The sequence below is a fragment of the Ruegeria sp. AN6 genome (genome assembly GCF_056540425.1).
Genome location: NZ_JBQFWR010000001.1, coordinates 621,070 through 633,871, shown reverse-complemented (window position 1 = coordinate 633,871; position 12,802 = coordinate 621,070). Strand labels below are relative to the sequence as shown.

The window sequence follows — 12,802 nt, the reverse complement described above, 5'->3', positions numbered from 1 at the left end:
TTTACGGTTCTGCGCTGTTATCGGCAGCGCTTGGTCCCTTGCGTCTCAATATTACGGCAGGGCGGGCGGCACACCGCGACATCAAGATTTTGTGCCGGGTACTAAAATTTGGACAGATCGTAGCTGGGGCAGCGGACATGAAAATTGAAAGAAAATTCACCAAACCTGGACAGGATGCATATGCCGATCTGGATTTTGTGTCTGCAACATCCGAGATTCGCAATCCCGACGGTACTATCGTTTTTCGTCTGGACGAAATCGAGGTTCCCGCAAAGTGGAGCCAGGTCGCCAGCGACGTCATCGCGCAAAAGTACTTCCGCAAGGCAGGTGTTCCATCCAAGCTGAAGAAGGTTAAGGAAAAGGACGTTCCTGAATTCCTGTGGCGTTCGGTCCCCGCAGATGGCGCTGAATTTGATGGTGAGACGTCTTCGAAACAGGTGTTCGACCGTCTCGCAGGTGCATGGGCCTATTGGGGTTGGAAGGGCGGCTATTTCTCGACCGAGGAAGACGCGCGCGCCTATTTCGACGAGATGCGCTATATGCTGGCGACCCAGCGTGCTGCACCGAACTCGCCGCAATGGTTCAACACGGGTCTGCACTGGGCCTATGGCATCGATGGCCCGGCGCAGGGTCACCATTATGTCGATTACAAAACCGGCAAACTGACAAAATCGAAATCCGCCTACGAGCATCCGCAACCGCACGCGTGCTTCATCCAGTCCGTCGATGATGATCTGGTGAACGAAGGCGGCATCATGGACCTATGGGTGCGTGAGGCGCGCCTGTTCAAATACGGCTCGGGCACCGGGACCAACTTCAGCCACCTGCGCGCAGAAGGCGAGGCGCTGTCGGGTGGCGGTAAATCCTCGGGCTTGATGGGCTTTCTCAAGATCGGCGACCGCGCCGCTGGCGCGATCAAATCAGGCGGGACAACCCGTCGGGCAGCAAAGATGGTGATCGTCGATGCAGATCACCCGGACATCGAGCAATTCATCGAATGGAAGGTGATCGAAGAGCAGAAGGTGGCCTCGATCGTTGCCGGATCAAAGATGCACGAGAAGATGCTGAATGGCATTTTCGAGGCCATCCGCAGCTGGGACGGCGCGCAGGATGATGCGTATGATCCCAGTAAGAATGACAGCCTGAAGAAAGCGGTTCGCGAGGCGAAAAAGGTTGCGATCCCCGAGACTTATATCAAGCGCGTGCTGGATTACGCCAAGCAGGGCCACGACAGCATCGAATTCCCGACCTATGATACGGACTGGGATTCGGAAGCCTACAGCTCGGTTTCTGGCCAGAACTCGAACAACTCGATCCGCGTGACCAACGCGTTTCTGACTGCCGTTGAGAAAGACGCCGATTGGGAACTGATCAACCGTACCGACGGCAAGGTTGCCCGCACCGTCAAAGCGCGCGATCTGTGGGAGAAGGTCGGCCACGCCGCTTGGGCCTGCGCCGATCCGGGCATCCAGTTCCACGATACCGTCAACGAATGGCACACTTGCCCCGAAGATGGTGAAATTCGCGGCTCGAACCCGTGTTCGGAGTACATGTTTCTCGATGACACGGCTTGCAACCTGGCGTCGATGAACCTGCTGACCTTCCTTAAGGATGGTGAGTTCCAGGCGGCGGATTACATGCACGCCTCGCGGCTGTGGACGCTGACGCTGGAAATCTCGGTGACGATGGCGCAGTTCCCGTCGAAGGAGATCGCGCAGCTGTCCTATGACTTCCGCACGCTGGGTCTAGGTTATGCGAATATCGGCGGCCTGCTGATGAACATGGGCTACAGCTATGACTCGGATGAGGGGCGGGCGATCTGTGGCGCATTGACCGCGATCATGACCGGTGTGGCCTATGCGACCTCGGCCGAAATCGCCGGTGAGCTTGGCCCGTTCAAGGGCTATGAGCGCAACGCCGACCACATGCTGCGCGTCATCCGTAACCACCGCCGTGCGTCACAAGGTGTGATCGAGGGTTATGAGAAACTGGCGGTGAAGCCGGTGCCTCTGGACCACGGCAACTGTCCGGATAAACGTCTGGTCGATCTGGCCATGTCCGCTTGGGATGAGGCTCTGAGCCTCGGCGAGAAGAACGGTTATCGCAACGCGCAGGCCACAGTTATCGCCCCGACCGGCACTATTGGTCTGGTGATGGACTGCGACACAACCGGGATCGAGCCTGATTTTGCGCTGGTTAAATTCAAAAAGCTGGCCGGTGGTGGCTACTTCAAGATCATCAACCGTTCGGTGCCTTCGGCGCTCGAGAAGCTGGGCTATTCCTCGGCTCAGATCGAAGAGATCGTGGGCTACGCGGTTGGTCACGGCACCATCGGCAACGCGCCGGGGATCAACCACACCTCTCTGACTGGCCACGGCTTTGGCCCCAATGAACTGGCCAAAGTCGATGCTGCGCTGGAAAGCGCGTTCGACATCCGGTTTGTCTTCAACCAGTGGACGCTGGGCGAGGATTTCTGCACCGGCGTTCTGGGCATCCCGGCGACCAAGCTGAATGACCCAACTTTCGATCTGCTGCGCCACCTGGGCTTTACCAAGGCGGATATCGACGCAGCGAACGACCATGTCTGCGGAACCATGACACTGGAAGGCGCGCCGCATCTGAAGGAAGAGCACTACTCGATCTTCGACTGCGCCAACCCGTGTGGCAAGAAAGGTAAGCGTTTCCTTGGGGTTGATAGCCACATCACCATGATGGCGGCAGCGCAGAGCTTCATCTCGGGCGCGATCTCGAAGACGATCAACATGCCGAATGACGCGACCATTGAGGATTGCCAGAAGGCCTATGAACTCAGCTGGTCGCTGGGTGTAAAGGCCAACGCTCTCTATCGTGACGGCTCGAAACTGTCGCAGCCTTTGGCGGCAGCACTGGTCGAGGATGACGACGAAGCGGCGGAAGTGCTGGAAAGCGGCTCGACGCAGGAAAAGGCGGTCGTTCTGGCCGAGAAGGTGATCGAGAAGGTTGTGGTCAAGGAAATGATCCGCAGCCATCGCGAGAAACTGCCCCATCGCCGCAAAGGTTATACCCAAAAGGCGATTGTAGGCGGCCACAAGGTCTATCTGCGCACCGGTGAGTTCGAAGACGGCAAGCTGGGCGAGATTTTCATCGACATGCACAAGGAAGGCGCTGGCTTCCGGGCGATGATGAACAACTTTGCCATCGCCGTGTCAGTCGGTCTGCAATACGGCGTGCCGCTGGAGGAGTTTGTTGACGCCTTCACCTTCACCAAGTTCGAACCGGCGGGGATGGTACAGGGTAACGACTCGATCAAGAACGCAACGTCGATCCTGGATTACATATTCCGTGAACTGGCCGTGTCCTATCTTGACCGCACCGATCTGGCCCATGTAAAGCCAGAAGGCGCAACCTTCGATGATTTGGGTCGGGGTGAAGAAGACGGTCTTTCGAATGTTTCAGAAATCAGTGAAACTGCGGCGACCAAGTCATTGGAAGTGTTGAAACAAATCAGCTCGACCGGCTATCTGCGTAAGCGTCTGCCACAGGATCTGATGGTCTTCAACGGTGGTCAAGCCGACGTGACCGGTATGGCGGAGACCGCAGCGACATTCGAAGCTCCTGCTGAAACGGCGGTTGCGACAGGAATGGACGCCCGCACCAAAGCAAAGATGCAAGGATACGAGGGTGATCCCTGCGGGGAATGTGGAAACTACACGCTGGTGCGCAACGGCACCTGCATGAAGTGCAACACTTGCGGTGCGACAAGCGGGTGTAGCTGAGTTTAGCGCCCCGGCAACCCGGGGTGCAGGGGTCGGATAGCTGCCACAGGTACCGACCCCGACGAATACGGAGCAAGGCGCTGAGACTTACCATCGATGCCTTGGTCCACTCGGCCGACATGCCCGTGTTGGCCGGGAACAGGGTGGGGCGGAATATTTGCTCCCTCCCACTCTCTCACGGGGCGGGTGCGCTCGTCCCATGCGCAGTCCAGGCCGCAGGCAAAAAAACACCGGGCGGTCAACGAAATGAGCCTGGAAGGCGAAACTGACAGGGGGCTTCGGCCCCCTTTCTTTTTTCAAGTGCGAGTCGGTTTTTGAGCAGGGGATTGCCAGATTATCTTGCCCGGGTCGGGCAAGAGTTGCCGAAACCTGTGTGGGCCATTTTGCCCGGCAATCCTCCGCAGATGCGACTCGGACAAACACGCAGAGATTGGCTCGAATGGAGCAAAATCAATCGGAGCGGGTGACTTGTCCTTTGGGTGGCTTTCTTTTGGCGCTCGTCCGGACACAAACACTTAAGAAAACTCACTCAGGAGGCAAATATGAAACCGCAGAAATTGGCCGTAATCTCGGCGCTGGCCCTTGGACTGCCGGCATTGGCGTTGGCCCAGAACGCAGCTGACACCAACGGCGATGGCGTGCTGACAATCGACGAGGTTCAGGCCGTTGTGCCAGAAGTTGACGCCGAGGGTTTCGCGCAGATGGACGCAAACGGCGACGGCGCGCTTGATCAGGATGAGATCACAATCGCCCAACAGGCAGGACTGTTGCCGCCCTCCAACGGTTGATCCACTTAGAAAAATGGCGGCCCGATTTATTCGGGCCGTTTATATTTCAGTAGGTTACGCAGGCAAGTGAATGTTAAACCTGTCGCGGAGTTCGGCATCCAGCAGAGGATCAAATCTGGCCGGCGATGGCACCGCCAGAATCTCTTCTTTCCGCTTCACCGCTTTCTCGATCAGATCAGGTTTTCCAAGTTCAACCCATTCTTTTGGAGACGAACGGTCGCCAAAGGTTGGATAGACGTAGTCCGCCTGCATACGGCCCAGTGTCGCATCTGTCCCTAGATAGTGACCGGGGCCGCCCATGCAGACCTCGGCCATCTGATCCAGCGCCAGAGTTTCATCCGACACTTCAATTCCACGTACGCAGCGCTGCGCTTGTCCGATCAGATCGTCGCTTAGGATTAAGCTCTCATGGCAGAAGCCCAGCAATGAGGCGTGCATGCCTGCGGCCTCATAAACCATATTCAGGCCCGAAAGTCCGGCCATGACGTTCGAGCACATCTGTTCCCAACCGGCCTGCATATCAGGCAGTTTCGCGTCTGAGGCACCGGCGGCGGCTCCGCCAGGCAGGTCATAGAAATGGTGCATCTGGGCGCAACCAGCGGTCAGCAGGGCTTGTTCCCCAGAGCCGATAGACATTGCACCGGTGCGCAGATCCAACCCAAAGGGCCAGGTGCCAAAAATCGCAGGCGCACCGGGCTTTACGGCGTTTACATAAACCAAACCGGCCAGACATTCAGCCGTGGCTTGCGCTATCGCCCCGGCAACTGTCGAGGGTGCTGTGGCTCCGGCCATGCCGGCGGACAGCAGCAGAACCGGCATGCCAGCCTTGATGCATTCCTCCATCACCTCGCAGCTTTCGGTGGCGAATTTCATCGGTGGAACAACAAAACAGTTGGAGTTGGACATGAAAGGCCGTTCGCGCCACTTGTCCTCTCCGCCTGCAATCATGTGCAGCATTTCGATCGCGGGCGCGACATGGCTGGGTTCAGTGAAAGACGTGCCGATGTGTTTGAACGTACCGGAAGTGGTGGCGTAGACCGTGTTCAGGTCCATCTCGAGGTTGTCCGCAATATCGCGACACACCATAGGACGCTGAACAAAGTGAATGTTTTCAAGCTGTTCACAGATGCGGGATGCATCGTGGAGATCCTGAAGGGTCGAATCACGATACTCCTGCCCGTGCACATCGACCATGCTGACCGCCGCCCCGGCCGTTCCATAGTGAACCCGGTTTCCCGACAGCTTCAGATCGGACTTTCCATCCCGGCTGTACAGCGTGACTGAACGATTTGCTTTGGCGATAGTGTCTTCGACCAATGCACGCGGGAAGCGGATGCGGCCATCGTCGCCTAGGGAACAACCGGCGGCCACCAGATAATCGATCCCGCTTTGTGGCGCATCGGCAAGTCCAATAGTTTCCAGCGCGGTCAATGCGGACTCATGGATACGCTCAATCTGGTGCTGAGTCAGAACCTTCAGCGTTCCACCCTCCATGCCGGGTCGAATGGGGCGCAAATGCTCTGGCAGTGCCGAGGCGCGGGCTGCACGGCGTGCAGCGCGGCCACCGCTACGGGATGAGTTTCGGGTTTGTTCGTTCATATTGGAATCCGGTCGAAGAAATGCGTATTGGGTTGAGTGAACTCAGACCGCCGCTGGTCGCCCTCGTGCCGCACGTCCACGATCCGCTCCGATGGTGCGGCTGACCAGACGTATTTTCCAAACTTCGTTGTGCATTGTGTTCCAATCTAACTGAGCTCATAGTTTCAACGCTCAGCGTCACAATCTGTTCTGTTTGCGACCTGCAAATGAATTTCCGTGCAAAAATTTCACCGGCGATGTGAACAGGTTAAATTGATATACAGAAATGTTTTTTTTCCGTTACGCTAAAAATCTGTTAACCTATCCCTAGTTAATTTTGAGACAACTGTTGGTTTGAATTGGAAGTAGGTGCTGATTTTCCTTCTGTTGGATATCGCCGCATTCTTTTATGGACCGCTTCTGGTTTGTTGGAGGGCTTGATGAAGTCAACGATTGCCGCACTCGTCATCGCGCTGTTCGCAGGTGTCGGGCCGGTATTGTCGGAAGACTGGACCGGAGCATATGCAGGTTTCAGTTTCGGCTATGCGGATGTTGACGGATCGGGCAATGCTGGCGGAAGCGATGTCGGTTTTGGCCCTGTGATCGGATACGACTACGATTTTGGAAATTTCGTGTTGGGTGGTGAACTGGAATACAACTGGCTCAACCTTGATCTTGGCCAGTCGGAAGGCAGTTTAGACAGCATGTCGCGTTTGAAATTGCGCGGTGGCTACGATTTCGGCTCGGCACTGGGATACGTCGTCGTCGGCGCAGCGCGGGCTAGCACATCGGGCGATAGCGACACGGCAGCAGTATACGGCATCGGTGTGGCTTATCCTCTGGGTGATCGCTTCGTGATCAGTGGCGAGGCGTTGAGACAGGATTTTGAGAATGTTCCTCAGACAGGTGGGAAGCTTGACGCAAACGTCTTCAACCTGCGCACTACATTCCGCTTTTAACAAACGCTTTAGGTAGGTTGAATAAACCACTTCGCGCTCTTCAAAACCACCAATCAGATACGATTGGTTAAGGTTGCTTGAACTTTCTTGGGGAGCGACGTGCGTATAATATCGTAGGACGATTCAATGCGGTGGCGCATTTCTTCAGATTCTGTTGACCAGGGCAGACGAACCCAACTGCGATGGAAGTATGGGGCCTTGATCCCAACTCCAGCATCGATCAGCATTTGAGCTGTCTCAATGTCAGGTGTCTTGACTGACACCCCATCCCCGACTGAGCCGACGCAGGCGAACATTTTGCCGCCCACTTTCCAGGCGTCGTGACCTCCGCCCCAGGGATCGGAAAGCTCGGCCCCGGGCAGTTCAGCACAAATGGAATTGACGTATTCACGGCTCATGAAAGGCAGAGTGCCGATACGGCTGGTAAAACTCAAGACTTGGCTCAGCGTAAAACTCGTGTTACCCACGGCGCATGAACCAGAAAACCTGCATCATTATTTGCTGCATTACCTGCTGATTTATCAAGCGGGCCGGTTTCTTTCGTTTTCATCCCTGAGACAAGTTGCTAAGCCCGCGCCAACGCGTGACGAACATGCTGTTTCAGGAGCACGACCCGATGACGACGATCAAACTGCACAACACAAGGACACGGACGAAAGAGGATTTCGTGCCGATCGATCCAGGCAATGTGCGGATGTATGTCTGTGGTCCGACGGTTTATGACCGCGCCCATCTTGGGAATGCGCGGCCCGTGGTGGTGTTCGACGTGCTCTATCGTTTGCTGCGGCACGCTTATGGTGCGGATCACGTGACCTATGTGCGCAATTTCACCGATGTGGACGACAAGATCAACGCCACTGCTTTGGCGCGCAAACAGGCCGGAGCAGAAGGTACGCTGGAGCAGTTGGTTCAGGAGCGCTCGGACGAGACCATAGGCTGGTACTTGCATGATATGGGCGCGCTTGGGGCGATGGAGCCGAATGCAATGCCGCGCGCCACGGAATATATCGCGCAGATGGTCGCAATGATTGAGGACCTGATTGCCAAAGGGCATGCCTATGCTGCCGAGGGTCATGTCCTGTTTGCGGTGGACAGTTGGAAAGAAGATTATGGTAGGCTGTCTGGCCGCTCGGTCGATGACATGATTGCCGGTGCGCGGGTTGAAGTCGCGCCTTACAAGAAAAACCCGATGGATTTCGTGCTGTGGAAGCCTTCGACCGATGAGTTGCCTGGCTGGGACAGTCCTTGGGGACGCGGGCGTCCGGGTTGGCATATTGAATGCTCGGCTATGAGCTATGAGCTGTTGGGCGAGAGCTTTGATATTCATGGCGGCGGCAACGATCTGATGTTCCCGCATCATGAAAATGAGATTGCTCAGAGCAAATGCGCACATCCGCATGGAGAATTCGCGCGCGTCTGGATGCACAATGAGATGCTGCAGGTCGAGGGCAAGAAGATGTCCAAGTCGCTGGGCAATTTCTTCACTGTGCATGACCTGTTGGAGCAAGGTGTGCCGGGTGAAGTGATCCGGTTTGTATTCCTTCAGACACACTATCGCAAGCCGATGGACTGGACCGAGAAGAAGGCGCGTGAGGCCGAGGCGACGTTACGCAAGTGGCGGGCGCTGACGGCGGGCATCGAGCCCGCCACCACCGCAGCACCTGCGGTCATCGATGCGCTTGCGGATGATCTGAACACGGCAGGTGCAATCGCGGAACTTCATCGGCTCGCGGCCGAGGGAGAGGCCGCATCACTGTTGGCAAGTGCTCAGGTGGTCGGCCTGTTGGTGGACGATATGGGCGCTTGGGCCGAGACCGTTTCAGCTGATCTGTCATCTCATGCAGAAAAACTGGCCGAAGCGCGAGCGTTTGCGATGCAGAGCAAGGACTTCTCTGAGGTAGATCGCCTTAAGGCAGCATATATCGCTGCAGGGCTTGAGGTTCGGATGAGCAAGGATGGTGTGGAGTTGGTACCCGGCGCCGGGTTCGATGCCACCAAGCTGGAGGGGGTCGAATGACTAAGGAACGCCTTTATCTTTATGACACCACGTTGCGCGACGGGCAGCAGACGCAGGGCGTGCAGTTCTCGACCGCTGAGAAAGTGCAGATCGCGCAGGCGTTGGATGGGCTGGGTCTCGATTATATCGAAGGGGGTTGGCCCGGGGCGAACCCGACCGACAGTGCGTTTTTTGAGAGCGCTCCCAAGACCTCGGCCCGTATGACCGCGTTTGGGATGACCAAACGCTCTGGTCGGTCGGCAGAGAATGATGACGTTTTGGCGGCCGTCATGAATGCCGGAACGCCAGCCGTTTGTCTGGTGGGAAAGTCACATGATTACCATGTGACTCATGCGCTTGGCATCTCGTTGGAGGAAAACACTGAGAACGTAAGGGCTTCGGTCGCGCATATCGTGGCGCAGGGGCGTGAGGCCTTGTTCGATGCCGAACATTTCTTTGATGGCTATAAGGACAACCCGGAATATGCGGTTGAGGTCTGTCGTGCAGCGCTTGACGCCGGTGCACGGTGGGTCGTCTTGTGCGATACCAATGGCGGCGCGTTGCCCGCCGAGGTCGGGCGGATCGTGTCTGAGGTGATTGTTGCCGGTCTGCCAGGGGATCGTTTGGGTATTCATACCCACAACGATACTGAAAACGCGGTGGCCTGTTCGCTGGCCGCTGTGGATGCGGGTGCGCGGCAGATTCAAGGCACTCTGAACGGGCTAGGGGAGCGCTGTGGCAATGCCAATCTGACCGCACTGATCCCGACTCTGATGCTGAAAGAGCCCTATGCCTCGCGTAATGAGATCGGAGTGAAGCCCGAGGCTCTGGCCGGGCTGACCCGGATCAGCCGGATGCTGGACGACATATTGAACCGCGTGCCCAGCAAGCAGAGCGCCTATGTCGGCGCGTCGGCGTTCGCCCATAAGGCCGGGCTGCATGCCAGCGCGATCCTCAAGGATCCAACGACCTATGAGCATATCGATCCTGCAAGCGTCGGGAATGCGCGCATCATTCCGATGTCTAACCAGGCCGGGCAATCGAACCTGCGCAAACGTCTGACCGATGCGGGATTGGCCGTTGAGGCGGGTGATCCGGCATTGGGACGCATCCTTGAGCGGATCAAACTGCGCGAGGCCGAGGGCTATTCCTATGACACAGCGCAGGCCAGTTTCGAGCTGTTGGCGCGGGATGAGTTGGGGCAATTGCCCGAGTTCTTTGAGGTCAAGCGCTATAAGGTCACCGTTGAGCGCCGGAAGAATAAATACAACAAGATGGTTAGCCTGTCAGAGGCGGTTGTTGTTGTGAAAGTGGATGGCGAGAAGAAGCTGTCGGTCAGTGAGTCGCTGGATGAAAGCGGCAGTGACCGTGGTCCGGTGAACGCGCTGGCAAAGGCTTTGGCCAAGGATTTGGGGCAATATTCGCAGATACTGTCGGATATGCGGCTGGTCGACTTCAAGGTGCGCATCACTCAAGGCGGGACCGAGGCGGTGACTCGCGTGATCATCGATAGCGAAGACGGGCAGGGACGGCGCTGGTCCACTGTCGGTGTCAGCGCGAACATAATCGATGCCTCGTTCGAGGCGCTATTGGACGCGATCCAGTGGAAACTGGTGAACGATTGCGCCCCGCAGTCCGCGGCAGCCGAATAAGGTGGAGTTCGACGACGACATCAAGGCGTGTGCAGAACTGGTGCATCGGGCCGATCCCGATCGCTTTATGGCGTCCATGGCCGCACCGGTCGAGGCACGGGCTGTCCTGTTCCCGATCTATGCGCTGAACGTCGAAGTGGCCCGCGCTCCATGGGTGACTCAGGAGAGCATGATCGCTGAGATGCGGCTGCAATGGTGGCGCGATGCCTTGCAGGAAATTGCCGAAAGTCCAACCGTGCGCCGGCACGAGGTTGTCACGCCGTTGTCGCGTATTCTCTCACCGCATCTGGCGGCGCAATTGGATGAATATGTCGCCGTAAGGCGTTGGGATATATACCGCGATCCGTTTGAGGATGAGGAGCATTTTGACTCCTATATCGACCACAGCGCCGGATCGTTGATGGTTGTGTCGGCGCAGGCTTTGGGTGCGTCGGATGAGACTGTTCTTCGAAATTTTGGTTATGCGGCCGGGATTGCGAATTGGATGCGTGCTATTCCCGAGCTCGAGTCGCGAGGTCGTATCCCATTGTTAGATGGCACACAGGATGGTGTTCGGACCTTAGCGCAGAAAGCGTTGGACCGGCTGGCGCGTGCGCGATCTGCGCGTGGCGAAATATCGGCGGCAGCACGGCCAGCACTCTTTGCAGGATGGCAGACAGAATGGGTGTTGCAGGCGGCCTTGGAACGGCCAGAACGTGTGGCTGCGGGTGCCTTAGCGCAGGGCGAAATTCGCCGTCGGTTTTCTTTGATGAAGACAGCCGCGACAGGGCGCTGGTAAGTCAGGCAGTTTGAGGGTCTGACGGCCTTAGCACCAGCCACAACAGCGCGCCTCCTGCCAGTGTCAGCAGCGGGATCATTGCTAAATTCACGGCTGTCCAGCCCTCGACCGCTGAGCCGCCCGAGCAATTCATCAGCCCGCCGGACGCCAACGACGCAAAGGTGACGCCGCCAAAGACCATAAGGTCGTTCAGGCCCTGCATCCGCCCGCGCTCGTGCACTTCGTGCGAGTCGGCGAGCATGCTGGTGGCGCCGATGAATCCAAAGTTCCAGCCGATTCCCAGCAGGATGAGGGCGACGAAAAAGTTACCCAGATCTACACCCTGCAGGGCAACAAGGCCCGCGCCGCCGAGGATGGCCAGACCAAGGGCCACGATCTTTTCAACGCCAAATCTGGCAATTAGGTGGCCGGTGAAAAAGCTGGGAATATACATCGCCAGTACGTGGCTGGTTACGATATCCGCGGCATCACCTTCGGTGTATCCGCATCCGACAACAGCCAACGGTGTCGATGTCATCACAAGGTTCATAAGCGCGTAAGAAACCATCGCGCAGATGATCGCCACTGCGATACGCGGGGTTTTTAGCAGCTCCAGCCGCGTGCGGCCCTTGGGTTCATCCTCGGTAGGCTTGGGTGGAGTGGGAATATCAAGAAAGAGGAAAAGGGCAGAACCCAGTACGTTGATTGCAATCACAGCCAAATAAGTGCCCAGAAACGGGATCACATAGGCTTGCGAGGTCAGCTTTACGATCTGTGGGCCAATGATGGCCGCCGCGAGCCCCCCGGCCATGACGTAAGAAATTGCCTTGGGCCGGAACGCATCAGAAGCGGTGTCGGCTGCCGCAAAGCGATAGAAGCCATGTGCGCTCATATAGATGCCGGTCAGGAAGCTGCCAACAAGGAACACAGGGAATGAGCCGAGATAGAGGCCGTAAGCCCCGATAATGCCACCGGTAGCACCCGCTGTGGAGCCTACAAGGAACCCTGCGCGGCGTCCCCAGCGTTGCATGATGGCCGAGATCGGAGTGGCCGCCAGCATCGAACCCAGTACGATCAGTGAAATCGGCAGCGTCGCGAGGCAGGCGTTGCTGGCCAGCGATTGCCCGGCCAATCCGCCGACAATGAACATGATTGGCATCTGCGCACCCAAGATCGCCTGGGCCGCCACCAGAACGGCGACGTTTCGTTTGGCCTGACTGTCGTCGGGGGTGGCAGCGATCATTGTCATGGGCGAATGGTTATCTACGATTGAGACTAGGCACAAGCGGCTTGCATATGCGGCACATCCGCCTAACG

The 12,802-nt window shown here is 57.2% G+C and carries 9 protein-coding genes; 6 read left to right on the top strand and 3 right to left on the bottom strand.

Translation table 11 applies throughout. The features are described 5' to 3' along the window. The first annotated feature begins 137 nt into the window (after positions 1-137). Together ACR0MQ_RS03110 and ACR0MQ_RS03105 are read left to right on the top strand one after the other, a co-directional pair. The gene (locus ACR0MQ_RS03110; RefSeq protein WP_480605849.1) at positions 138-3,755 is read left to right on the top strand and encodes a vitamin B12-dependent ribonucleotide reductase; all 3,618 of its coding nucleotides are present in this window, start codon (positions 138-140) and stop codon (positions 3,753-3,755) included. A gap of 542 nt (positions 3,756-4,297) precedes the next feature. Continuing rightward, entirely contained in the window at positions 4,298-4,543 is a 246-nt protein-coding gene (locus tag ACR0MQ_RS03105; protein WP_170774092.1) for an EF-hand domain-containing protein, read from the top strand. A 54-nt stretch (positions 4,544-4,597) separates the two neighbouring features. Here the strand turns inward: ACR0MQ_RS03105 and ACR0MQ_RS03100 are convergent, their stop codons facing one another. After that, positions 4,598-6,142 (bottom strand): trimethylamine methyltransferase family protein, encoded by a 1,545-nt coding sequence (locus tag ACR0MQ_RS03100; RefSeq protein ID WP_170774094.1) that lies wholly within the window; start codon positions 6,140-6,142, stop codon positions 4,598-4,600. A gap of 419 nt (positions 6,143-6,561) precedes the next feature. Between ACR0MQ_RS03100 and ACR0MQ_RS03095 the strand changes: the two genes are divergently transcribed. Beyond that, a complete protein-coding gene (locus ACR0MQ_RS03095; RefSeq protein WP_170774096.1) occupies positions 6,562-7,080 on the top strand; it encodes an outer membrane beta-barrel protein in 519 nt (172 codons plus the stop codon). 53 nt (positions 7,081-7,133) lie between these two features. Here ACR0MQ_RS03095 and ACR0MQ_RS03090 read toward each other — a convergent pair whose 3' ends face one another. Beyond that, positions 7,134-7,478, bottom strand: a complete 345-nt coding sequence (locus tag ACR0MQ_RS03090) for an MmcQ/YjbR family DNA-binding protein (RefSeq protein ID WP_170774208.1) — start codon at positions 7,476-7,478, stop codon at positions 7,134-7,136. A gap of 218 nt (positions 7,479-7,696) precedes the next feature. Between ACR0MQ_RS03090 and cysS the strand changes: the two genes are divergently transcribed. The 3 genes from cysS to ACR0MQ_RS03075 are packed head-to-tail and all read left to right on the top strand — an operon-like array spanning position 7,697 to position 11,506. After that, the gene (gene cysS / locus ACR0MQ_RS03085; RefSeq protein ID WP_480605845.1) at positions 7,697-9,097 is read left to right on the top strand and encodes a cysteine--tRNA ligase; all 1,401 of its coding nucleotides are present in this window, start codon (positions 7,697-7,699) and stop codon (positions 9,095-9,097) included. After that, entirely contained in the window at positions 9,094-10,728 is a 1,635-nt protein-coding gene (gene cimA / locus ACR0MQ_RS03080; protein WP_480605842.1) for a citramalate synthase, read from the top strand. Before cysS ends, cimA begins: the two co-directional genes overlap by 4 nt. Position 10,729: 1 nt before the next feature. Next, complete coding sequence (locus ACR0MQ_RS03075) at positions 10,730-11,506, top strand: squalene/phytoene synthase family protein (protein ID WP_170774102.1); 777 nt, start codon at positions 10,730-10,732, stop codon at positions 11,504-11,506. 1 nt (position 11,507) lies between these two features. Here the strand turns inward: ACR0MQ_RS03075 and ACR0MQ_RS03070 are convergent, their stop codons facing one another. Further along, a complete protein-coding gene (locus ACR0MQ_RS03070; protein WP_170774104.1) occupies positions 11,508-12,734 on the bottom strand; it encodes an MFS transporter in 1,227 nt (408 codons plus the stop codon). Positions 12,735-12,802: the final 68 nt, after the last annotated feature.